The organism is Fulvivirga marina (assembly GCF_016775155.1).
GTDB classification, from domain to species: Bacteria; Bacteroidota; Bacteroidia; order Cytophagales; family Cyclobacteriaceae; genus Fulvivirga; species Fulvivirga marina.
On record NZ_JAEUGD010000018.1, the window covers coordinates 131,488 to 154,865 of the forward strand.

Annotated in this window: 22 protein-coding genes and 1 pseudogene; 14 read left to right on the top strand and 9 right to left on the bottom strand. The window is 39.8% G+C overall.

Annotation, left to right across the window (positions count from 1 at the left end; translation table 11 throughout):
• Window position 1: 1 nt before the first annotated feature.
• A complete protein-coding gene (locus JMN32_RS05715; RefSeq protein ID WP_202855342.1) occupies window positions 2-694 on the bottom strand; it encodes an ABC transporter ATP-binding protein in 693 nt (230 codons plus the stop codon).
• Between the two features lie 213 nt (window positions 695-907).
• On the opposite strand from JMN32_RS05715, the gene JMN32_RS05720 reads away from it, so the two are divergent.
• From JMN32_RS05720 to JMN32_RS05730, 3 genes are all read left to right on the top strand, one after another.
• Complete coding sequence (locus JMN32_RS05720) at window positions 908-1,732, top strand: serine O-acetyltransferase (protein ID WP_202855343.1); 825 nt, start codon at window positions 908-910, stop codon at window positions 1,730-1,732.
• Between the two features lie 9 nt (window positions 1,733-1,741).
• Window positions 1,742-2,620: a cysteine synthase CysM gene (gene cysM / locus JMN32_RS05725; RefSeq protein ID WP_202855344.1), complete on the top strand. Its 879-nt coding sequence runs from the start codon at window positions 1,742-1,744 to the stop codon at window positions 2,618-2,620.
• A gap of 100 nt (window positions 2,621-2,720) precedes the next feature.
• The gene (locus tag JMN32_RS05730; protein WP_202855345.1) at window positions 2,721-3,959 is read left to right on the top strand and encodes a serine hydrolase domain-containing protein; all 1,239 of its coding nucleotides are present in this window, start codon (window positions 2,721-2,723) and stop codon (window positions 3,957-3,959) included.
• Window positions 3,960-3,967: 8 nt separating this feature from the next.
• On the opposite strand, the gene ispE is transcribed toward JMN32_RS05730, so the two are convergent.
• Window positions 3,968-4,774: a 4-(cytidine 5'-diphospho)-2-C-methyl-D-erythritol kinase gene (gene ispE / locus JMN32_RS05735; protein WP_202855346.1), complete on the bottom strand. Its 807-nt coding sequence runs from the start codon at window positions 4,772-4,774 to the stop codon at window positions 3,968-3,970.
• Window positions 4,775-4,909: 135 nt separating this feature from the next.
• On the bottom strand, window positions 4,910-5,722 hold the full coding sequence (locus JMN32_RS05740) for an enoyl-ACP reductase FabI (RefSeq protein WP_202855347.1): 813 nt from the start codon (window positions 5,720-5,722) through the stop codon (window positions 4,910-4,912).
• A 220-nt stretch (window positions 5,723-5,942) separates the two neighbouring features.
• On the opposite strand from JMN32_RS05740, the gene murI reads away from it, so the two are divergent.
• The 11 genes from murI to JMN32_RS05795 all read left to right on the top strand — a co-directional run bounded on the left by murI (window position 5,943) and on the right by JMN32_RS05795 (window position 20,678).
• Complete coding sequence (gene murI / locus JMN32_RS05745) at window positions 5,943-6,758, top strand: glutamate racemase (protein ID WP_202855365.1); 816 nt, start codon at window positions 5,943-5,945, stop codon at window positions 6,756-6,758.
• Between the two features lie 111 nt (window positions 6,759-6,869).
• Complete coding sequence (locus JMN32_RS05750; RefSeq protein WP_202855348.1) at window positions 6,870-7,952, top strand: complex I subunit 1/NuoH family protein; 1,083 nt, start codon at window positions 6,870-6,872, stop codon at window positions 7,950-7,952.
• Between the two features lie 17 nt (window positions 7,953-7,969).
• On the top strand, window positions 7,970-10,003 hold the full coding sequence (locus tag JMN32_RS05755) for a tetratricopeptide repeat-containing sensor histidine kinase (protein ID WP_238354362.1): 2,034 nt from the start codon (window positions 7,970-7,972) through the stop codon (window positions 10,001-10,003).
• Between the two features lie 53 nt (window positions 10,004-10,056).
• Window positions 10,057-10,884: a 4Fe-4S dicluster domain-containing protein gene (locus JMN32_RS05760; protein WP_202855350.1), complete on the top strand. Its 828-nt coding sequence runs from the start codon at window positions 10,057-10,059 to the stop codon at window positions 10,882-10,884.
• Complete coding sequence (locus tag JMN32_RS05765) at window positions 10,877-11,413, top strand: NADH-quinone oxidoreductase subunit J family protein (protein ID WP_202855351.1); 537 nt, start codon at window positions 10,877-10,879, stop codon at window positions 11,411-11,413. Before JMN32_RS05760 ends, JMN32_RS05765 begins: the two co-directional genes overlap by 8 nt.
• Window positions 11,403-11,705 (top strand): NADH-quinone oxidoreductase subunit NuoK, encoded by a 303-nt coding sequence (gene nuoK, locus JMN32_RS05770; protein ID WP_202855352.1) that lies wholly within the window; start codon window positions 11,403-11,405, stop codon window positions 11,703-11,705. The genes JMN32_RS05765 and nuoK overlap by 11 nt, the downstream gene beginning before the upstream one ends.
• 4 nt (window positions 11,706-11,709) lie before the next feature.
• Window positions 11,710-13,848 carry an NADH-quinone oxidoreductase subunit L gene (gene nuoL / locus JMN32_RS05775; protein ID WP_262896701.1) on the top strand — a complete coding sequence of 713 codons (2,139 nt, stop codon included), beginning with the start codon at window positions 11,710-11,712 and terminating at the stop codon, window positions 13,846-13,848.
• 3 nt (window positions 13,849-13,851) lie between these two features.
• Window positions 13,852-15,582, top strand: coding sequence for a complex I subunit 4 family protein (locus JMN32_RS05780; protein WP_202855354.1), 1,731 nt, complete (start codon window positions 13,852-13,854; stop codon window positions 15,580-15,582).
• Window positions 15,583-15,585: 3 nt separating this feature from the next.
• The gene (locus tag JMN32_RS05785; protein ID WP_202855355.1) at window positions 15,586-17,085 is read left to right on the top strand and encodes an NADH-quinone oxidoreductase subunit N; all 1,500 of its coding nucleotides are present in this window, start codon (window positions 15,586-15,588) and stop codon (window positions 17,083-17,085) included.
• Between the two features lie 9 nt (window positions 17,086-17,094).
• Window positions 17,095-18,981, top strand: coding sequence for an amidophosphoribosyltransferase (locus JMN32_RS05790; protein ID WP_202855356.1), 1,887 nt, complete (start codon window positions 17,095-17,097; stop codon window positions 18,979-18,981).
• 371 nt (window positions 18,982-19,352) lie between these two features.
• Window positions 19,353-20,678: a cytochrome P450 gene (locus JMN32_RS05795; RefSeq protein ID WP_202855357.1), complete on the top strand. Its 1,326-nt coding sequence runs from the start codon at window positions 19,353-19,355 to the stop codon at window positions 20,676-20,678.
• A 385-nt stretch (window positions 20,679-21,063) separates the two neighbouring features.
• Here JMN32_RS05795 and JMN32_RS05800 read toward each other — a convergent pair whose 3' ends face one another.
• From JMN32_RS05800 to JMN32_RS05825, 6 genes and pseudogenes are all read right to left on the bottom strand, one after another.
• Complete coding sequence (locus JMN32_RS05800) at window positions 21,064-21,264, bottom strand: hypothetical protein (RefSeq protein WP_202855358.1); 201 nt, start codon at window positions 21,262-21,264, stop codon at window positions 21,064-21,066.
• 11 nt (window positions 21,265-21,275) lie between these two features.
• Window positions 21,276-21,386: pseudogene (locus tag JMN32_RS27620) on the bottom strand (hypothetical protein); the annotation flags it as partial.
• A gap of 71 nt (window positions 21,387-21,457) precedes the next feature.
• Window positions 21,458-21,814, bottom strand: coding sequence for a hypothetical protein (locus tag JMN32_RS05810; RefSeq protein ID WP_202855359.1), 357 nt, complete (start codon window positions 21,812-21,814; stop codon window positions 21,458-21,460).
• Window positions 21,811-22,359, bottom strand: a complete 549-nt coding sequence (locus tag JMN32_RS05815) for a hypothetical protein (protein ID WP_202855360.1) — start codon at window positions 22,357-22,359, stop codon at window positions 21,811-21,813. Before JMN32_RS05815 ends, JMN32_RS05810 begins: the two co-directional genes overlap by 4 nt.
• A 106-nt stretch (window positions 22,360-22,465) precedes the next feature.
• Complete coding sequence (locus tag JMN32_RS05820) at window positions 22,466-22,900, bottom strand: hypothetical protein (protein ID WP_202855361.1); 435 nt, start codon at window positions 22,898-22,900, stop codon at window positions 22,466-22,468.
• A 2-nt stretch (window positions 22,901-22,902) separates the two neighbouring features.
• A partial coding sequence (locus tag JMN32_RS05825) for a hypothetical protein (protein ID WP_202855362.1) occupies window positions 22,903-23,378 on the bottom strand: 476 nt, incomplete at its 5' end.

The following is a 23,378-nucleotide window of genomic DNA, read 5'->3' on the forward strand; positions in this document are numbered from 1 at the left end:
CTCAATTAGAAGCTATTTTCTCAACGGGTGAATCTGAAACAACCGCACCGTCAACCAGTCTGACTATCCTTTTCCCAAAGTTTGCACACTTTTCAGAGTGCGTCACCTGAACAATCGTCATGCCTTCATTATTCAATTTTTTGAATATTTCCATGATCTGCTCGCCCTGCTCAGAGTGCAAATTACCTGTTGGTTCATCAGCCAACAGCAATTTAGGTTGTCCTATAATAGCTCTTGCCACCCCTACCAATTGTTGTTGTCCGCCGGAAAGCTGCTCCGGAAATAGATCCTTCTTGGCCACCATCTGAAAGCGATCCAGCATTTCTGCCACCATGCTCTTTCTTTGAGCACTCTTCACACCTTTATATAGCAATGGAGTTTCAATGTTTTCATAAACCGTAAGTTCATCGATAAGATGATAAGCCTGAAAGATAAATCCAATATAGTTTTTATGCATATCTGACTTTTTACGTTCTTTCATCTTATGCACAGGCTCATCAAAAAAGTAGTATTCACCTTGCGAAGGTTCATCCAACATACCTATAATATTCATGATGGAAGACTTACCCGCTCCACTAGGCCCCATAATAGTAAGAAACTCACCTTGTTCCACCTCCAGATCAATCCCTTTTAAGATAAAAGTTCTCTGAAAGCGTGAGTCTACATACTTGTCAATTCCCTTTAGTTTGATCATAAAATTTATGTCTTCGATTAACATTTATTCCCTTTGCCAATAAATATGCCAACAAAAAAAGTAGGCTTATAGCGTGAAATAATGTACTTTCACTACAAGAAACAAATCAAATGCGTCCGATTATGGAATAGAGTGTTTGATATCGGACAGTTGTTTTATTGGGCGTAATTTGTTTAAAAAAAACAGTAAGTATTCTTAACTATTTAACAAGTAATGGATTATAGTTTCATCAAGCACATTTACAGCACGCACCTGGAGCTCACTAAATGTCCCTCATCAAAGGCTATCGAACGATTTTTCGTTGACCTATTGGGGGTTTTCTTTCCAAACTTTGCCAGTTCACCAGTAGAATCTCATGCTGAGCTGGAAAATAGAGTAAATATCCTTAAGAAAGAGATGGAGGATATTTTATATGAAAATCTATTGGAAGAAGGGAAAAACTCTGAAGAAACCATAGAAAAGTTCTTTGCGGCCCTGCCTGACATCTACTACAAACTGCAAAAAGATGTGGATGCGACTTTTGAAGGAGACCCTGCTGCCCATAATAAAGAGGAGATTATCAGGGCTTACCCCGGGTTTTACGCCATATCAGCATACAGAATAGCTCATGAGTTGGCTACACTAGGAGTAATAACCGTTCCCAGACTTATTACCGAACATGCACACAGTAAAACCGGCATTGATATTCACCCTAATGCTCAAATCGGCGAACACTTCTTTATAGACCATGGCACTGGAATAGTAATTGGAGAAACTGCCATCATAGGCGACCATGTAAAGATTTACCAAGGTGTAACATTAGGTGCATTAAGTGTAGATAAAGAGGACGCAAAAATTAAACGACATCCCACAATTGAAGATAACGTAATCATTTATTCAGGAGCCACCATTTTAGGAGGCAACACAATAATAGGGCGTGGCTCGATTGTAGGCGGTAATGTATGGCTGACAAGAAGTGTACCGGCCGGTTCTAAAATTTACTATAAAGTTCAAATGCAAAACAGTAAAGAGCAAGCAAATACAATCTTATCCAAATAAAACATTCTTATGACCATTTTCGACCTAATAGGCAACACGCCTTTAGTTAAAATCAACCGAATACCCGTACCTGAAGGCGTAACCATATACGGTAAACTTGAAGGCCAAAACCCCGGAGGAAGTGTAAAAGACAGAGCTGCTTACGGCATGATCAGCAATGCACTTAAACGGGGTGACATTTCTAAAGGAGACCGTCTGGTAGAAGCTACAAGCGGCAATACGGGAATAGCTCTAGCCATGATCGCCAACTCTCTGGGCCTAAAAATGACACTGATAATGCCAGACAACTCTACTCAGGAAAGAGTTCAGGCCATGAGAGCATACGGTGCCGAAGTTATTCTGACACCTGCAAAAAAGACTATAGAGCATTCGAGAGAATTAGCCGAAAAAATGGCGGCTGAAGACGGTTATTTTATACTTAACCAATTTGCTAATAAAGATAATTACGGGATGCACTACGCCACTACCGGCCCTGAAATATGGAAGGACACCGATGGGCAAATAACCCATTTTGTATCTGCTATGGGTACCACTGGTACTATCATGGGGGTGTCCCGTTACCTTAAAGAGCAAAATTCCGACATTCAAATAATTGGAACTCAACCTACTGACGGCTCCAGTATTCCCGGTATCAGAAGATGGTCTCCTGAATTTTTACCTAAAATTTTTGAACCTAGCCGAGTTGATCGTGTTATAGACGTTAGCGAAGCTCAGGCCAGAGAAATGACCAAGCGGCTTGCCAACGAAGAAAGTATACTGGCAGGTATGAGTAGTGGCGGGGCTTTATCCGCTGCATTACAACTGGCGCAGGAAATTAAAAAAGGGATTATTGTTTTTATTGTCTGCGACCGTGGAGACAGGTATCTCAGCTCCGATTTGTTCAGCTGATATTCCAGAAATCTCAAAAACACTTACCTGCCAATAATTATTATTTTCCATGGTCGTTTCTATGGAAAATAATAATTTTGAAGTTTAAACGGGTAAATTTTTGAAGAAGCGATACATATTTATACTGCTTATCGTCTGTGGTATAGGGCCCCTACTGTTTTTCTCCCTTTCCGGCAACAACCCAATTTTAAGAAAGCCTGTAGGAAAGCCTGACTTAGCCCGAACGAAACCATATGCCATAAATAGAACTGACAAGCAGTTCCTAAAAGATTTTGACAGTTACATTGCTGAACAATTTGACGCAACAAACACTCCTGGTGCAACTGTAGCTATTGTAAAGAAGGGTGCTGTCATCTATCAAAAAGCTTTTGGGCTTAAAGCTTCTGGTGGTATTGACTCTATAAACACTAAAACCTTATTTCGACTAGCCTCCGTCTCTAAAGGCTTCTCCTCCATACTGGCTGCGCTTATGGCTAAAGACACTCTCTTTAACATGAGCGACCCTATAAGTAGCTACTTAAAATACCCCATATCCGGAAGCGCCAGTGATATTACCATCAGGCACATTCTATCACACACTGCCGGGTTTCCCTACCAGGCATACTCTACGCTAGTGGAAGATGAGCTTCCTCGAGACACCATGATCCGCAAACTGTTAAAAATACCACTATCAAGACTTCCGGGAAGGATTCACAGTTATCAAAACGTCGCCTATAGTATTATTGAAGTTGTTTTGGAATCTTCTTCAGGGAAACTTTTCCCTCAACTAATGCATAAGCATATATTCGAACCATTGGAAATGAATCATTCCTCCCTGTCCTACGACTCCATGATCAGTAATAATAATATTGCTATACCACACGAATATAGACATGGACAATATATACCTACTACAGTTAAGCCTAGCTACTATAATGTAGCTGCTGCTGGAGGGTTAAATACTAACATAGAAGACCTTTCAAAGTGGCTTGCTGCTGTTCTTGGTAATAAAACTCATATTATTCCTTCATCCGTTTTGGACACAGTGTTCAAGCCGGTAATACCTATCAGAGTCAAAAATCCATATTTCAGCCAGTTTGAAAAGCCTCGAAACGGATTCTATGGTCTGGGATGGAGAATCATGGAATACCCTAATGATACGCTGATATATCATGGGGGGTATGCCAATGGCTACAAAAGTGGCATTGCGCTAGATCGTAATAAGAATATTGGTATATGCGTGCTCACCAATGCACCTTCAAAGTTTTCTAACCTAATCATGATTAACTTCTTTAAAATGTATAAACAATATTTTAAAGAGCAACCAGCCTCTAAAGAACAGTTCTTCTCAACAAGATAACCTCTTTATTACCCCTTCAACACACCTTTCCATGAGGCTTTCAATGTCAAATTAGCAGGTTCCTCATTAAAAATACCGTAAACACTGGAGCCAGAACCACTCATACTGGCATAAATCGCTCCTGAATCGTAAAGTGTTCTTTTCACAGTTTCAATTTCAGGGTATGCAGGGAATACAGAAGCTTCAAAATCATTTTTGAGACAATGCCTCCATTCAGATATTGGTATGTTTTCAACAACCTCTCGAATGCTTTTTTCAGGTATACGAGGCTTGACTTTGCTATACGCTTCTGCCGTACTTACATGTACACCAGGACATATCAAAACCAAATATTTACCTTTTAGATCTACAGCTATCGGTGAAAAATCAGTACCAGTACCCTCAGCCAGAACTGTTTCCCCTTTAATAAAGAAAGGGCAATCACTCCCCATCCTACCTGCCAGGATCCTCATGCTTTCACCTGACAACTCTAAATCGAATAGACTATTGAGCGCTTTAATGACAAAAGCTGCATCTGCCGACCCCCCCCCTAGCCCAGCCCCCATGGGAATAAGCTTATGTAAATGAATATGGACAGGAGGTAGTTTGTATTGCTCCTGAAGCAATTTGTAGGCCTTAATAATCAGGTTGTCATCAACATTACCAGGGATAGCCAACCCAGACGCTTCAAAATGAAAGTCATCATATGGCAACACTTCCAAAATTTCTTCAAATGGCAGAGGGTAAAAAACAGATGAAATATTATGATAGCCGTCATCCCTTTTCGAAAGGATATCCAAACCTAAATTTATTTTAGCATGAGGAAAAACTACCATAAAACATCAAGGTGAAATCACGCAGTCACACATCGCAAAGTATGTATAATAGGTTACAGATGAGGTTTACAAAGAAATTTCAGCAGGGAAGCATCAGTCACTTCCCTGGGAAAACTTCTAAATACATACAATTATTTACTTGCTAAGTTCAGCTACCATATCCTCAGTAATTCCGGAGTTTGAAAAACCTCCATCATGCATAAGGTTCTGCATAGTTACCATTCTGGTGTAATCAGAGAACATCATAAGTATATAATTAGCACAATCTTCCGAACTGGCGTTGCCCAGTGGAGACATTTTATGCGCATAATCAAAGAAAACGTCAAAGCCTGAAACTCCACTACCCGCAGTAGTCATTGTAGGCGACTGAGAAATGGTATTTACTCTAACATTTTTAAGTTTAGCAAACCTATACCCATAGCTTCTTGCAATTGATTCCAATACAGCTTTAGCCTGAGCCATATCGGAGTAATCAGGGAAGGTTCGCTGCGCAGCAATATAGCTTAATGCCAAAATTGAACCCCACTCATTCATTGCATCGGTTTTCTCAGCTGTTTGTAATACCTTGTGAAAAGAAATACCAGATATGTCCAGCGTTTTCAGAAACCAATCATAGTTAAGATCTCCGTATTCTTTACCTTTTCTCACATTAGGGCTCATACCTATTGAGTGAAGTACAAAGTCCAGCTTACCTCCGAGTATTTCCATAGACTTTTCGAAAAGATTTGTCAAATCCTCAATAGAAGTAGCGTCTGCCGGGATAACTTCAGCATTACACTGCTCAGCTAATTTATTTATAGCTCCCATTCTTAGAGCCACTGGAGCATTTGTAAGAACAAATTCAGCACCCTCTTCATGAGCTTTGACTGCCGTCTTCCAGGCAATTGAGTTTTCATCCAAGGCACCGAATATTATGCCTTTCTTTCCTTTAAGTATGTTATTACTCATAGTATGTTAGTTTTTTTCTTTTTTAGAAGTGCAATAATACAAAATTATTTACCTAAATAGTGTAGAGACCCTTCTCCCAAAGAAAAACCTGAGATTCTTTATTAACCATAAAAAGGGAAAGGCAGCAGAATCGATTAACTTAACTCGTTGACATTTTTATCAAAAAATGCTTCGGGGCGCCAATTATATTTCAATACTTTTGAGGCTTTAAATTTTCATGATGAATCTTGGTACAAACAGTCCCGTTGGGATTTTTGATAGTGGAATTGGAGGCTTAACAGTAGCACATGCCATCCGGCGCGTGCTTCCTCACGAGTCTATGATATATTTTGGTGACACTGCCCACCTGCCATACGGGGACAAGTCTGAAGCAGCAGTTCAGGCTTATTCTGTCAAAATCGCAGATGTACTATTAAAGAAAGGCTGTAAGGTAATTGTCATAGCCTGCAACTCTGCCAGCTCTGCTGCTTATGAGTTATTAAAAGAGTATACCGGCAAGCGAGCCAAGGTCATAAACGTTATTGACCCTATGGTATCCTATATTAAAGAAAACTTCAGCGAACATAAGATAGGCTTAATAGGAACCAAACGCACGATACAGTCCAATGTTTACGCAAAAAGAATAAAGCAACTCAGACAAAATATACAGCTGGTATCCATCGCCACACCACTACTGGCACCCATGATTGAAGAAGGTTTTTTTAATAACAAAATCAGCTATGAGATTATTGAAAAATATTTAAGCACCAGCCAGTTCAAAGACATAGAGGCATTAATACTTGGGTGTACACACTACCCATTAATTAAAAATCAGATCAATAATTTTTTCAAAGGACAGGTTAAAATATTAGACTCATCAGAGATCACTGCGAAATACTTAAAGAACTACCTGACCGAAAATAACTTGTTAGCCTCTGAAGGACAGGTAGTAAAAGACGAGTTTCTGGTATCAGACTTTACTCAGTCTTTCGAAGCTTCTACCAAAATATTCTTCCGGGAACTTGTACATTTAGAGAAGTATCCTTTATGGGATTAAAACATATTGCTGTTTTATATCTGAAATATTAATATATTGACGAGCGATACATTACGTAATCTGAACAGTATTGGTTTATTTTGCCAGAGGCTGATAAATTAAATTATACAGATGTCAACTATTTTATTTTTTCTTCCATTCTTACTTATATATGCCGTTTTTGCCATTTATGCAGAACGAAAATTATCAGCTTTTATCCAGGACAGATATGGTCCCATGGAAGTAGGCTACTATGGTCTTTTGCAAACTATTGCCGATCTATTGAAACTCATTCAGAAAGAAGATATAGTTCCCAAAAGTGCAGACCGAAAGCTTTTCCTCCTCGCACCTATTCTGATATTTGCTTTTGTTTTTGCAGGCTTTGCAGTACTACCTGTCACCTCTGTATGGGAAGGTGCCCCTATACAAACAGGCGTATTTTACCTGCTGGCTATCGTCTCTCTTGATGTTATCGGCATCATTATGGCGGGGTGGAGTTCTAACAACAAATACTCACTTCTAGGCGCCATGCGGTCTGCCGCACAAATAATATCTTACGAGGTGCCTTTAACACTTAGTGTACTGTGCGTAATAATCATAAGTCAATCTCTCGATCTTCAGGCTATTTCTGCACAACAAGGCATTTGGACTAATGAAACCAACTACCTCTTCGGCATTAAAGCATTAGGCGTTGATGTAACCTATGTCGGAGGCTTCTTGAGCTGGAATGTTGTTCGAATGCCATTATTGTTTTTTGCATGGCTAATCTTTTTTATCACTTCCCTTGCTGAAAGCAATCGTGCTCCTTTCGATTTGCCAGAAGCAGAGTCTGAAATCGTTGCAGGATTTCAAACCGAATATTCAGGGTTCAGATGGTCAGTAATCATGCTGGCCGAATATGGCATGATGCTTTTGGTTTCATTACTGGGCGTTATACTGTTTTTTGGTAGTTGGAATACTCCCTTCCCTAATATAGGCTCTCTAAAGCTGGCCGAATGGACCAGTGGTGTACCAGGTACATGGTTTGGTCATCTTTGCAGTGGCTTTTGGCTCATCAGCAAAGCTATGCTGATGGTGCTGCTTCAAATGTGGGTAAGATGGACCTATCCGAGGGTAAGAATAGATCAGTTAATGAGCCTTGGATGGAAATATCTGACTCCTGCGGCCCTTGTCCTGTTATTATTATCAGGGGTATGGAGATTGTTTATGATTTAATGTATATTAAAAATATTTTGAGAAAACGCTTATACATATTTTTTCTTCTTTTTGCATGTTTCGGGCTATTGAAGGCACAAAATCAGGCAAAAATTGACAGCTTAACCCGTGCCTATAATGAAACCCAATCAGACTCATTAAGGCTTGAAATTTTATTTTATCTTGTCAATGAGTATAACTACGATGATGTAGACACCGCTATTCATTTAGCCACCAGAGCCCGCAACCTCGCTGTAGAGCTTCAGGACTCCCTCTATCTCGCTTTTGCTGATGAAATGCTGGCGGGCTATCACACCGTTCAAAGTAATTATAAGGAAGCTCTCAAATATGATCTGGAGGCCCTCCGTCTCTACAAACAAATGAATTATGGAGCAGGTGTTACCCTTGCTCTCAATAGTATAGGTGAAGATTACTATGACCTTGACTTATTTAGTGATGCTTATGACTACTATCAGCAGAGTTTAAAAAAAGCGCAAGAAATCAATGATAAGTTATATATCGCCATAGCCACTTACAACATTGGAAGGGTACTAAAATCCATGGGACAGCTTGAAAAGGCCAGGGAGTATATCGAGAACTCTATGAAATTGAGTAGTGTTATCGACGACCATGAGGGGCTGGCGTATTCTGGACATGACATCGGTGAAATACTCATATTGGAAGGACACTATGAAAAAGCGTTAACAGAACTACACAAAGCACTGGAGTTGAGCACAAAGCTCGAAACCACTGTTTTGATTCCTCAAATCCTAAACAAAATAGCTATAGCCTACGAAAACCTGGGCGAATTTGAAAAGTCTCTGGATTACCATAATCGAGCCTTGGAAAGGTACGAGGAACTAAACAACAAAAGCGGTATTGCTGAAACACAGCTAGGTCTGGGAATAGCCAGAATGAAAATGGGTGAGTATGACTTAGCCAATGAGCTTCTGGACACTTCCCTGAAAATATCGAAAGGAATGAATAATAACGAGCTGATTATTAAGGCTTATGAAGAAATGTCTATCCTTTATGAAAGGAAAGGTGAATATCAACAATCGCTGAAGTACTACAAAATGTTTAAGGCAATGGAAGACAGCGTATTCAGCGAAAAACAAAAAGAGCAGTTTGCACAAATCCAGATAAAATATGAAACCGCCAACAAGGATATGGAAATTGCCCTCCTGAACCAAAAGGAGGAACAACAAAAGACCCAGTTAAAGAATGAGGAATTTTTTCGAAATATACTTGTAGTCATTCTTGCCTTTACCGCTGTATTACTTATTACTTTGTACAGAAGCAGCGTTCGCCGCAAAAAGATCAACAACCTTCTGGTTATACACCAAAAGGAAATGGAGGAGCAAAGCCGTGAGCTGGCAGGCTTGCTTGAAATGAAGGATAAGTTTTTCTCCATTGTATCCCATGACGTTCGTTCCCCTATTCATGCCTTGGTTGGCATCCTTGATATGCTAGATGAAGGCAGCCTTAACCAGGAAGAACTACGTCAGTTAACAAAATCACTAAAGGTAAGGCTTGACAATACCCGTAAGCTGCTAGACAACCTTCTTGATTGGGCGCTGGTCCAAATGAATGAGATCACCATTCAGGAAGAACCCTTGGAGCTAAAAGATCTGGTGACAGAAAATCTAAATTTTTTCCGCGAAATCAATGACAAAAACATTGAGTTTATTGATCTGGTAGAAAAAGATACCAGTGTATTAGCAGACAGGAATATGCTTGATCTGATCATCAGAAATCTGGTAGCCAACTCAATAAAATTTACCCGAGAAGGAGGGTTTGTTGAAATCTCCGCTGAAGATAAAGATAATGATACACTCATTATAAAGATAAGGGACAATGGTATAGGTATGAGTGAGGAACAAAAGTCACAATTATTCAATACCACTGTACTCTACACCACCAAAGGTACTGCCAATGAAAAAGGCACAGGCCTTGGTCTCAAACTTTGTAAAGAATTTGTCGAAAGAATGGGAGGAAAGATTTGGGTGGAAAGTAAAGAGGGTGAGGGAAGTACCTTTAAGTTCACTATAAAAAAGGAACCAATCTTCTAAACATTTCTTAAATTTTCTTGCATTTTCTTAATTCGCTGACCAATATTTGTAGCATGAACCATTCCTACTGGAGCAACATTGGACAAACGGTAAAAACCTTGTGGGGAGGTTTACAGATCACTTTTAAGCACATTTTACAGGCAAAAACACTACAAAAGCCTGTACCTGTGTGCAATACAGATTACTTCAAGCAAGATAAGGGTCTGGTAACTGTCCAGTACCCTCATGAAAGCTTCCCTATTCCGGATAATGGAAGGTACAGACTGCATAATGAAATTGATGATTGTATCGTATGCGACAAATGTGCTAAAATATGTCCGGTAGATTGTATTGACATTGATCCCATCCGGGCGGTAGGAGAAATAGGTAAAACATCTGATGGCACTTCCAAGCGGATATATGCTGCTAAGTTTGACATCGACATGGGTAAGTGCTGCTTTTGTGGCCTTTGCACAACAGTATGCCCTACCGAATGTCTAACAATGACCAAAACATACGATTTTAGTGAATACGATGTTGATGACCATACATACTCTTTTGCTACTATGACTCCATTAGAAATTTTAGAAAAGAGAAACGAGCTGGAGGAATTTGAAAAGCAAAAGGCCGCAGCAAAAGAGCAATCAACAGAATCGGCCGAAAAGAAACCTGTAGCAAAGCCGAAAATTGGCAGCACTAAGCCTAAGGTAAGTGGAGCTAAACCTAAGATGGGTGGAGCCAAGCCTGTATTCAAACCTAAAATTAAAACAACTAAGGAAAGCTCAACAGAAGGAAAATCTGAGCCAAAGCAGAAACCTAAACCAATTATGAAGCCCAAACCGGTTATGAAACCCAAGCCGGTCATAAAAAAGAAAGATAAGGGGGAGGATAGTGATGGTTGAGTTTATATTTTATTTTTTCTGTTTTGTGGCAGTGCTTTCTGCACTGGTCATCTTATTTTCTAAAAACATTCTTTACGCAGCCTTTTCTCTGGTTGCTACCTTTATGGCTGTGGCTGGCATTTATGTTATTGCAGGAGCTGAATTTGTGGCCATAACACAAATTATGGTTTATGTAGGAGGCATTGTGGTGCTACTGATCTTCGGTGTTATGCTGACCAATAAGATCTCTGGAAAAGCCATGATAACAGAGTCTCGCAATAAATTTTCAGGAGCGATAGTCATGATTTCCTTATCTGCTCTTTTAATATATGCCATTTTCAGAATCAACTTTTCAGCATTACAATCTCAGTCAATAATAGATAACCATACTAATAACCCGGCAGAAGGCTTCAACAATATAAATCATTTAGGTATTGGCTTAATGAGTGATTATATATTACCTTTTGAAATTGCAGCGGTGCTGCTGCTCATAGCACTGGTAGGTGCAGCTACAGTTGCCGGTTATAAAGAAAGATCTGATGGCCATTGAACATTATTTCATATTATCCGCAATACTTTTTTGCATTGGGATGACAGTGATCATCACCAAAAAGAATGCTATCGTAGTCCTTATGGGCGTAGAGCTGATTTTAAATGCAGCCAATATTAATTTTATAGCTGTCAGCCAATTGGATAATATAAAATTGGGAGGGCAGTTTTTCGCATTGTTTGTTATAGTAGTTGCTGCAGCTGAAGCAGCCGTGGGGTTGGCGATCATCTTGAAGATCTATAAATATTTTAGTACAACCAACCTGGATGAGATAAACCAGTTAAAAGGATAAGCCTTTGGAATACTCTGAACTATTACAACCTTTACCCTGGACCCCCCCCACGATCTTATGCCTAGTCATACTAGCTTTACCGTTCGTGAGTTTTCTTCTCATGGCCACAACACCAAATGGTTCCAGGAAACCAATGTCATGGATAGCCTCTGGTATGATCCTGTTTGCAGCATGCCTATCGCTATACCTTTTACTATCAACATGGGCTAGCCCGGCCAACCACACCCGCTTTGAGTGGTTTACCATAGCAGGAATGCCCAAAGTTACTGCGGGCATCCTTCTGGATATCAATACCGCACTGATGCTGGTAGTGGTTAATGTAATCTCCTTTTTGGTGCATGCGTATTCCACTGCATATATGAAAGATGATGAGGGGTACAAAAAGTACTTTGCTTTTTTAGGCCTGTTCACTTTTTCTATGTTAGGCATCATAATGGCTGACAACCTCCTGATCATCTTCATCTTCTGGGAACTTGTAGGACTATCTTCTTACCTGCTGATTAGCCATTGGTACCAAAAGGACAGTGCCTCAAAGGCTGCAAAAAAAGCATTTATTGTAAACCGAGTCGGGGATGCGGGTTTCTTAATTGGGTTGGCAATCCTTTGGGTTCAGTTTAATACTTTAGACATTGAGGCTTTAAAAGTACTGATGCAGCAATCTATGTTAGCAGAAGGGCAATGGGCCTCCTCTCTTGGGCATGTTTTAAATGCAGATTGGCTTACTATTGCCGGAATAGCACTGTTTCTTGGAGCTATGGGTAAATCTGCCCAGTTTCCGCTTCAAATATGGCTACCGGATGCTATGGAAGGTCCAACTCCTGTATCTGCACTGATCCATGCTGCTACCATGGTGGCAGCAGGTGTGTTTCTGATGGCCCGCATTTTTGTGTTGCTCGACATTCACGCGTTGACTTTTATTGCCACTATAGGTGCTATAACAGCATTTATGGGAGCGGTTGCCGCGCTTACCCAGCACGATATCAAAAAAGTACTTGCTTATTCCACGATATCCCAGTTGGGATATATGCTTATGGGTATTGGTGTAGGTGCTTATGATGCTGCTCTGTTCCATTTGTTTACACATGCCTTCTTCAAGGCCTGTCTGTTTCTAGCGGCAGGGTCTGTTATTTATGCATTGCATGAGTTTGAGCATGATACGGGCCTGAAGTTTGATGCGCAGGATATGCGCAATATGGGCGGACTTAGAAAAAAGTTGCCTTTTACATTTCTGGCATATGGCGTATCCTCACTAGCTCTTATAGGAATACCTTTCTTTTCAGGGTTCCTGTCAAAGGATGCCCTGCTTTCAGGAGCATATGCCTGGGCTGATGTGATGTCTGGTGGCGGATTTTCGTTTTACTATCTAGTCCCAGGTCTAGGTTTCCTTACCGTGGTACTTACTGCCTTATATATGTTCAGACAACTGTTGCTGGTATTTTTTGGTGACTTCAGGGTAATATCCAAGCATTCTGATCATAGCCTGAATGAGGTCAAGGAAGTGCCCTTTGTAATGAAATCAGCATTGATAATTTTAGGAATTATGTCATTAGGACTGGTATGGTCCATCAACCCTTTGGATCATAGCCATAGCTGGTTTTTGGGAGCACTGAAAGCTCCAGCCATTCTTACCCCAGGGTTTGATATAGACTGGCAACCTCGATTAATAGAACTGATGTTCTCCAATCATATAGAAGTAACACTTATTTCAATTACTATGATAATCATCGGTGCTTTGACTGGCTGGTATCTTTACCGACCAGGAAGCCCCTACGCAAAAAGTTACTTCGACAGAAAAGACACCATCAACAAATTTCAGGCATTATCATATAACAACTGGTATCTCAATGAAGCCTATAAATTAATTATAGAAAAACCTTTACTATGGATCTCTAACGGACTCACATCTTTTGAGAAGCGTGTAATTGACAGAGCCATAGATAGTTTAGCTATCGGAAATGTCATTTTAGCACACCTTATTGGCTGGATTGACAGAATGGTGGTTGACGGTTTTGTTAATTTTTCTGTTTTCTTTGCGGGAAGGATTGGCGTAATGACCAAATCATTACAGGGCGGAAAGATTCAAAGTTATATTTTAATAGCCGTTTTTGGCATAGTATTAATGATCTTCTGGATAATCTGGTAACTGATGTTATACAACCATTTGCTCTCTATATTAGTTTTCTTACCGCTAACGGCCGCGATCGTAATAGCTCTCCTTCCGGCATCGGTAAAACATATTTCAAAACACATTACTTTGGGTATAGGCTGTATTCAGCTTATTCTGGCTGTCATTCTCTACCTTGGGTACAACAGTTCCATTGCTGGGGTGAACACTATCGATGGCTTCCAGTTTGCAGTGAACATTCCATGGATCAACCTGGAACTATCGACATTAGGAAAACTCTCCGCACACTATTTTGTCGGAGTTGATGGTCTGAGTATCAGCATGGTGTTGTTATCCATAGTTATACTCTTTATTGGTGTTATTTCTTCCTGGAATATACAAGACAAAGTAAAAGGATATTTCAGCCTGTATCTCATCCTCAACGCTGCCATTATAGGCTGCTTTGTAGCTCTGGATTTCCTTTTATTCTATCTATTCTTTGAGTTCATGCTCTTACCAATGTATTTCCTCATTGGGTTATGGGGTGGTCCAAGAAGAGATTATGCCTCCATAAAATTTTTCCTTTATACTCTGCTGGGTTCTATTTTTATTCTGATTGTAATGATCTCTCTTTATCTTTCAGTAATAGACCCTACTGCTACCGCTGTAGAATATGGACTGGCTGATAATATAGAACAGGTTACCCCTGAAATGGAGGAAAAAGTTCAGAGCCTGCTTTCTAATAACCAACTACCTACAGATAAACTTGTTCACACCTTCAATATGATCCATATGACCAATGAGGGGAATTACATTCCGAAGTCGGTAATGGATATGCATGCGGTAAGAATGATATTAGGTCACCCCGCAAGGTTACTGGCCTTTCTGCTAATATTCCTGGGTTTTGCTATCAAAATACCCGTTGTGCCTCTGCATACCTGGCTACCGGATGCCCACGTAGAAGCTCCTACACCTATTTCTGTAGTACTTGCAGGCATCTTGTTAAAAGTTGGTGCTTATGGCCTGATAAGGACAGGCTTTATGATCATCCCGGATGGGGCATTACATTATTCGTGGTGGATTGGCTTTTTCGGTGTACTATCCATCATTTACGGAGCTATGAATGCCTTGGCCAGTAGAGACCTTAAAAGACTGATAGCCTACTCTTCAGTTTCACATATGGGTTTTGTACTTCTTGGCCTTGCATCTCTAACAGCAGAAGGTGTAAGTGGGGCAGTTTACCAGATGGTAAGCCACGGGTTTATTTCAGGAGCGCTATTCCTGATTGCCGGCGTAATATATGACCGTACGCATAACAGAGTCATTGAGAATTATTCAGGACTAGCATCTCAAATGCCTAAGTACACCATTTTTGTAGTGATATTCTTCTTTGCCTCAATGGGCTTACCAGGCTTCTCGGGCTTTATCGCAGAAATATTTGTACTTTTAGGAGCATTTAGCTCTTCATCTATTAATGGGCTTGTTCCTAAATGGATGGCAATAATAGCCACCACAGGGCTGATATTAAGTGCCGCCTATTACCTATGGGCAATACAACGCATGTTTTTTGGCAAGTTTTTCACCAAGGGGCCGGTCAAAGAAGATATGCTAAGCGATCTCAAACCAAGGGAATACATCATGCTAATCCCATTGTTTGTGTTTGCCCTCTTATTAGGGATCTTCCCTGATATACTTTTAAACCTGATCAATCAGTCCGTTACATTATTCGTAGATGTAATCGGTAATCATGGATTTCAAATGCTGGAGAAATAATTAATGGAGACTACACTGAACGATAAACTCCGGGATATCACTTCAAGTCTGTCATACTTTCAGCCAGAGTTTGTCATTACGATTGGTATCATTCTCATTCTAATTGCCGGGTTGTTAGCTAAAAGCAAAAAGGGGCCATGGGTTCAGGCACTATGCCTGCTGATATTGGCTATTACCATTTTTACTGATTTAAGACAGTGGGCTATTCTTGGGGAAAATCCACAGCACCTGTTTCTGAGTATGCTTGGCCTGGACAAAGGAGCTGTTTTCTGGAAACTTATCTTTGGAACTGGAACTTTACTGGCTGTTTTTATGGGTTTCAGAGGAAGTGAAGCATCAAACAGACAAGGCGAATACCACGCTCTCATGCTTTCAGTAGTACTGGGGGCTCACTTGCTTGCCATGGCAAATAACTTGCTGATGGTATTCATTAGTATCGAATTAATATCTATCAGTTCATATCTGCTCACTTCGTTTGGCTTCAACAAAAACAGTACAGAAGCAGGTGTAAAATACTTACTTTTCGGAGCTGCAGCATCAGGTATCATGCTATTTGGCATGTCATGGCTCTATGCCTTTACCGGATCACTTGATTTCTTTCAGCCGCAGTTTGCTCAGATGTTGATGAAAGTAGACACCGTTCCACTCGCAATTGGTTGCTTTTTAGTGCTCGGAGGCATATTATTTAAGATATCTGCCGCGCCTATGCACATTTGGACCCCAGATGTTTATACTTCAGCTCCAACGCCAGTTGTTGCGTTCTTCTCCGTGGTACCCAAACTTGCAGGATTTGCTTTGCTCGTCAAGTGGGTGATCATAATCAACCTTTTTGGTCTCAGCCCTCTGAACTGGTCATCCATATTGGCCGTTATTGCGATGCTCACTATTACCATAGGGAACTTCTCAGCTCTTTGGCAGAAAAATGTCAAAAGAATGCTGGCCTACTCTTCCATCGCCCATTCAGGCTTTTTACTGGTTGCAATGGTTGCCTTCAGTGAATTGGCTATGCATAGCTTATTGTTTTATGCCGCTGTCTACCTGATCATGAATATTGCGGCATTCATTTTTGTGAACTATCTGGAACGTAGCTATGGCTATACCAATGTAGATCACTACCGCGGTTTAATTAAAGCATCCATTCCTCTTTCCATCATGATAATCGTCATCATGATATCATTGGCTGGTCTCCCTCCTACCGGAGGCTTTACAGCAAAACTACTTATTTTTACTTCTTTATGGGAAAGCTACTCCACCAAAGAAAACTCATGGATGCTTTACCTAATGATCTTTGGTTTGACCAATACCGTTGTGTCACTCTTCTATTACCTGCGGATTCCATACTATATGATCTTCAAAGCACCACAGGATGAGACACCTAAGAACAAAAATTTGTTCAGCTTTGAGAATTTTTTGGGATTCATTATGGTTCTAGCATTATTATTAACATTCTTTAAACCAGATGGTTTGATGAGAATTATTAATAGTGTTAGCTTTGCATTTTAATTTCCGCGCATGAGTGACAGCATAAAACACGAATGTGGTGTAGCCCTAATCAGGTTACGAAAACCACTATCTTATTACATCGAAAAATACGGTTCACCGACCTTTGCCGTAAACAAAATGTACATCTTGATGGAGAAACAACGTAACCGGGGCCAGGATGGCGTCGGTGTTGCCAATATCAAGATTGGTTTGAAACCAGGTTTAAGGTATATCAGTCGTTACCGTTCCATCGATCAGGACCCTATAAAAACAATTTTTGAAAAAATAGGTAAGAAATACCGAAAAGCACAAAAAGAAGGGGGACACAAGTACTACGACGAGAAATGGATGAAAGAGAATTGTGCTTTCACCGGAGAACTATGGCTGGGCCACCTGAGATACGGAACACATGGTAAAAACAGTATAGAAAACTGCCACCCTTTTCTACGTCAGAATAACTGGAGAAGTCGTAACCTCGTAGTAGCGGGGAACTTTAACATGACCAATGTGGATGAACTCTTCGACATCCTTGTAAAACTTGGTATGCATCCTAAAGAGAAAGTGGACACCGTTACCGTAATGGAGAAAATTGGACACTTCCTTGATGAGGAAAACAATGACATTTTCAGAAAATATAAAGAGCAGTACACCAATCAGGAAATTACGGAAGTAATAGAAAGCGAGCTTGACCTACAAAAGGTACTTAGCCGTGCTTGCAAAGATTTCGATGGTGGTTATACCATGGCGGGTATGGTTGGGCATGGTGATGCTTTTGTGGCCAGAGATCCTGCTGGTATCAGGCCTGCTTATTATTATGCCGATGATGAAGTGATTGTCGTAGCCTCTGAAAAGCCTGCTATCAAAACTGCTTTTAATGTTGACTATGATCAAATCAGAGAAATCACACCTGGTCATGCATTGATCATGAAAAAGAATGGACAATTTGGCGAGTATCAGTTCATCCAGCCTAAGGAAAAGATGTCTTGCAGCTTCGAAAGGATATACTTCTCAAGAGGAACGGATCCTGATATTTACAATGAAAGAAAGAAACTGGGCAAGCTCCTGGTTCCTCAGATACTCAAAGCAATCAATTTTGACCTTAAAAATACTGTATTCTCCTATATTCCTAATACAGCTGAGACCGCTTTTCTAGGTATGATGGAGGGTATGGAAGACTACCTGAGCGCAAAACGAAAGGAAGTTGTTCTTGAAGGGAAACCTCGAGTTGACTCTGTAGAAGATATCCTTTCATTCAGACCAAGGGTAGAAAAAATTGTTATTAAAGATGCCAAACTAAGAACCTTCATTGCTGATGATGACCATCGAGATGAAATGGTAGCTCACGTTTATGATACCACCTATGAGGTCATCAAAAAAAACACAGACACCTTAGTGATCATTGATGACTCTATCGTGAGGGGTACAACACTTGAAAAAAGTATTCTCACAATGCTCAATAGATTGGGACCTAAAAAAGTGGTTATAGTGTCTTCAGCACCTCAGATCAGATTCCCCGACTGCTATGGCATTGACATGTCGAAAATGAATGAATTCATAGCCTTCAGGGCTATGGTTGAGTTGCTTAAGGAAAAGGGTAAGGAGTATATGATGGAAGAGGTTTATGAACTTTGCAAGCAATCACTTGCCAGGAAAGAGCCAATAAACCACGTAAACAAACTTTACGATCTCTTCTCCTATGAGGAACTTTCTAAGAAAATTGGAGAGATAGTGAAGCCTAAAGAAATGACTTCAGAACTGGAGGTAATCTACCAGACAGTGGAAAATCTGCATAAAGCATGTCCTAATCATCAGGGGGACTGGTATTTTACTGGCAACTTCCCTACTCCCGGTGGTGTTAGAGTAGCCAACCAATCATATGTCAACTTTATGGAAGGAAAGCTGGTAAGAGCCTATTAAATAAAAGTGACAGATATATTAAATATAAAAACAAAAGCCCTGATAAATTATTCAGAGCTTTTGTTTTTACACCTTTCAGAAGGGGTGGTTTTATTAAGAACTTAGGTCATATTACTTGTCTAAAACATATTGCAAAGCACCTAACTTTACAGGGTGACCCGTTATTTTAAATGGTGAAGTACCCACAACCACCCCTGTTTTTCTAATCTCTGAATAGATCTCTATATTTATCCTTTTTCCAAATTCTGTAAAGCGCTCTAAAATGGATCTATATTTATTGCCTTGACAGGGCATACCTTTTACTAACTAACCAATCTAAATATAAAATCGTAGAGGATTGCCTATGTTTGAGGGCTTAAACTCAATATAAAATGGATCTCCCTATTGCTTTTCCCCAGAACAGTAAATTTCAGAACCTGAAAAAATTCCAAAGTTCACCTGTCCTTTATATGGAAGAAGCCGTGGAGCAATTTGGAGCACCTGTTGATCTGAATTTACCCATGGGAGACTTTGTGGTTACCAATTCACCAAAGCATGCACACCAAATACTGGTTACTCAACAGGAAAAATACCAGAAGAGTAAAGGTTATAGAGAAATTGCAAGAGTACTCGGCAATGGGCTGCTCACTGCTGATGGTGAGCAATGGCACAAACAACGCAAAGCACTTCAACCTTCTTTCCACAAAACCGACCTCCGCAAGTTATTACCCGCTGTCTGGAAAACCGGTGAGGCATTTCTAAAAGACCAATCTGATAGTTCCTCCCTGGATTTGAGTGAAGAGATGGGGAGGCTTACTTTAAATGTACTGCTCAACTCACTGATCAATTACCAGGATGAGCAACTTAAAGAGAAAATGATTGCGGATGTGGTCTTTAGTCAGGAGTTTATCACCAACCGCATAAGATCTCCTTTCAAAGTACCTGTATGGGTCCCTACCAAACAGAACAGGAAGTATCACAAGATGATGAAGGAAGTCAATGGACTAATCAAAAAATGTATTCAGGAAAGACAACAGCTGGATCAGGATAAGTTTAATGATATCCTAACCGTTCTGATGCAAAACCATGACGCTGATGCCGAATTCATAAAAATAAGAGATGAGCTAATGACCTTCTTCATAGCCGGCCACGAAACCTCAGCGCTGGGACTGGCCTGGGGGTTTCACATGCTCGCTTGGCACCCCGAAGTTCAGCAAAAACTATATGATGAGGTAAGAGTCATTCAAAAACTTGAAGACATAGACCTGGTCAACTTTTCGAATGTCAGGTATCTACAGCTAACAGTAAAAGAAATACTGCGCAAATACCCACCCATATGGAACATCGTAAGGATGGCCAAAGAAGATGATAAACTGGACGGTTACACCATCAGTAAAGGCAAGCAGGTTATGATGAACATTTACCTGATACACAACAACGGTGAATATTGGGACAGTCCTGACAACTTCAACCCAGAGCGGTTTGAGGAGTTGTCGCTAAAGGACAAACTACAATATATGCCGTTCGGAGCTGGCCCCAGATTTTGCATTGGTAATAACTTCGCAATATTTGAGATGATGATCCTTTTATTACAACTGGTAAGAGCGTTTGAACTCATTCCTTTAACCCAGAAAGACACCGGCTTCAATCCTTTGCTAACCCTAAGGCCAGACCAACCCCTGATGGTTAAACTAAAAGCAAGAGACACTGTCTCATAATCCATAAATCTTTATGAGTCACAACGCTCTGATTGACAGATACAATATAACTAACCTCTGTCCTCCAAATATACTGGACTGGCACGCTTTCGATTAGCCATACACCATTATCGGATCTGTAAAAATGAAGACCATGCATTATGCAAAGAGTTTTTGCTTGTGTAAGAGATAGTCGAGAATATCAAGATTTTAAGTTGGCTTAATTTGTTTTAAACATAGAAATCGTAGCGTCCGCTACGGACCCGCGTTATTCTGAGCATCCGCTCGATTATTGAATGTAGTATAATGCCTGACGTGCCGATCCCGAATAGTATACTTTCTTCTTATGCTGTAAAGATAGCATCAATGAATTAGCCCGGGCGGACGCTCTATTTCATTTTAGGTCTTAGGATATGTTGACTTTGATACTACCGATACTTTCAAAATCGCCATCTTCATCCAAAATACCGTCTAAATTTAAGCATTTAGAACCAACTTCATAAGCATCAACAAAGAGCATATATAATCTTGGCAATTGTATGATTGATGATAAATCATATGGCTCCTGACCAACGTTTGTCTTTAAAAAATCAAATCCTTTTTTCATAGATCACATGCTTAATATGGTGATTGAAATATTCCTTCCAGACCTCTTTTTATCGTAGCTGCACCACCTGTATGAGCTACATTACTATGCACACTTGTCAATACAGGCATAAGTGTTTTACCATCTTGATGATGTCAAGTGTATGTGTTTTTCTGACTATCCCATTTTAGGTCTTAGGATCACTACGTTAAGCCTAAGACCAGTTTGGGGATTGGCTCTGCCTCACTTCTATACTTTTATACGCTATTCGTATTTGATGTCTCGGAAACTCATCTTCGGCACCTTTTAAAATCGCAAACTTGTAGTCTTCTACGTTTAATTTTCTTTCTCTAAAGTCTAGGACAAAGCCCATTTCTCCTGAATATTCAGATGCATAGATGATTTTATCACCAATGATACCTCCATCATAAACTAAAACACAATCTTTAAAAAGAAGCATTATACTCCCTTCAAGTAAAATCCCCATATCCTTTTTTACATAGTCATGATGTATCCCTTCAACTGTTAGCCCTATGATTTCCGATAAAATATTACTGTCCGTTTTGATCACTGTTCTATTAATTTAATCCCTATCGATAACAATTCATTTTGAGATAATATCCGTCCGCCTTCATGAAAAATAATGTTATCAAACCATGTTTGATTGAGAAGTACCATTTGCAATTCAAATTCAGTCACAAGATTTTTAAATACTAACTCTTGATTATGTACTAAGCCACCAACAATTGCCTTTTCTACATTAACACTGGTAATATCAAAAAGAACCTTACCTCCATTTACTTTGACAGTTTCATTTAACACACTTGTTATTGCCCTTTCAAAAGAATAGGAATCTGGTAAATCATACATTTTGGTAAATATTTTATCGGTAGAGGAAGTCCATACGTTTGCCCCAACTTCATCACCGAAAGCCTTTAATGTCCCATTTAAATCTTTACCCAGAGCTACATTATTATATTTAGGAACCTCGACAAGTTTATTTAAATTTTTGTCCCAGTAACTGATTTGCTTAACAACTTTGGATTCAATAGCATCTTTAACAAGATTGCTCCCTCCGGTAATCTCCTTAAACCCAACCTCATCCCCCTGCTTCAATAGCTTCTGCCCACTAATTTCTGCTATTCCCTCTCCCTCGTCAAGGAACTTTAAGGGTTTGATTTACCCGTCTATTGGACAGAATCCCTTCTATTTAGATCTATGTTTACCCCATAGTATCCAATACCTTCTCATCTATTATTTCAGTACCGTTGTTTAAGAGGTAGGCTTGCAGACGTTTTGCCATATCAAGAAGCATGTTTAGATGTTGCTTTTTCACCGGCTTTTGAAATGTAGTACTTATGATGCCTAACTCTTCATTATAACTAATCAATACCTCATAGTAACCTTTTTTGGAATTGAATTCTGCAAGAGCCTTATGCTTGGAATGGCCTTTGATTACTCTTTCCCTGAATCCTTCAGGGACTTTTTCTATATTTGCAAGTGTTTCTTTTCCTTCTTCAGTTTCTTCCTGCCAGGTAAAGTAGTTCTTGTTTGAGTCAATAAAGTTCACCCAGTCGTCATAATTTAATCTTTGCTTGACATTTGCAACGTAATCAAACGTTTCTTTAGCAATCCAAAGGTTGAATATCTTTTTCATATTTAATTTACAAAATCTTCCAATGCATTGATTTGAAAGTTAATGCCTGGCCTTTCTATATTTAGTTTATTTATCCATTCAGTTGTTATTTCAGGCGTTATATTGCTTTTAGGCATGTAGATATGTATTTCTATTTTATTATAATAAATTGTTGTTCCATTCCATAGAATCCCTTCATCACCTAAACCAGCCCTGAGATTATCTATATTGTTTTTGACTGGATTTGAAGCCAGCCAGCTATCTACACTTTTGGTTGTAGTTGTTTTCATTGAAACAGCTGTTTCAGCATAAACCTTGTTCCCAATTTGTGTGAAATCCTCATAAAAATCAATGGCCTTAAAATTACTGGCTATATCAGAAGTATGCCCCCAGCCGGAGCCTTTAGGGTACCTGTAGTGCCCCATTATATCTTCAAATAGCTTTCTTTCAAAGAATATTTGAGGGTATGAGGCTTCCCATGCTTTTTTAATGTTTTCCA

Bases quoted from the DNA above. Each gene is read 5' to 3' on its own strand.
- cysM (WP_202855344.1), top strand. From the start codon at position 1,742: ATGACCATTTTCGACCTAATAGGCAACACGCCTTTAGTTAAAATCAAC.
- JMN32_RS05785 (WP_202855355.1), top strand. From the start codon at position 15,586: ATGGAGACTACACTGAACGATAAACTCCGGGATATCACTTCAAGTCTG.
- ispE (WP_202855346.1), bottom strand. From the start codon at position 4,774: ATGGTAGTTTTTCCTCATGCTAAAATAAATTTAGGTTTGGATATCCTT.
- JMN32_RS05790 (WP_202855356.1), top strand. From the start codon at position 17,095: ATGAGTGACAGCATAAAACACGAATGTGGTGTAGCCCTAATCAGGTTA.
- JMN32_RS05765 (WP_202855351.1), top strand. From the start codon at position 10,877: ATGGTTGAGTTTATATTTTATTTTTTCTGTTTTGTGGCAGTGCTTTCT.
- JMN32_RS05800 (WP_202855358.1), bottom strand. From the start codon at position 21,264: ATGAAAAAAGGATTTGATTTTTTAAAGACAAACGTTGGTCAGGAGCCA.
- JMN32_RS05760 (WP_202855350.1), top strand. From the start codon at position 10,057: ATGAACCATTCCTACTGGAGCAACATTGGACAAACGGTAAAAACCTTG.
- JMN32_RS05750 (WP_202855348.1), top strand. From the start codon at position 6,870: ATGTCAACTATTTTATTTTTTCTTCCATTCTTACTTATATATGCCGTT.
- JMN32_RS05715 (WP_202855342.1), bottom strand. From the start codon at position 694: ATGATCAAACTAAAGGGAATTGACAAGTATGTAGACTCACGCTTTCAG.
- JMN32_RS05720 (WP_202855343.1), top strand. From the start codon at position 908: ATGGATTATAGTTTCATCAAGCACATTTACAGCACGCACCTGGAGCTC.
- JMN32_RS05740 (WP_202855347.1), bottom strand. From the start codon at position 5,722: ATGAGTAATAACATACTTAAAGGAAAGAAAGGCATAATATTCGGTGCC.
- JMN32_RS05780 (WP_202855354.1), top strand. From the start codon at position 13,852: ATGTTATACAACCATTTGCTCTCTATATTAGTTTTCTTACCGCTAACG.
- nuoK (WP_202855352.1), top strand. From the start codon at position 11,403: ATGGCCATTGAACATTATTTCATATTATCCGCAATACTTTTTTGCATT.
- JMN32_RS05795 (WP_202855357.1), top strand. From the start codon at position 19,353: ATGGATCTCCCTATTGCTTTTCCCCAGAACAGTAAATTTCAGAACCTG.
- JMN32_RS05820 (WP_202855361.1), bottom strand. From the start codon at position 22,900: ATGAAAAAGATATTCAACCTTTGGATTGCTAAAGAAACGTTTGATTAC.
- murI (WP_202855365.1), top strand. From the start codon at position 5,943: ATGAATCTTGGTACAAACAGTCCCGTTGGGATTTTTGATAGTGGAATT.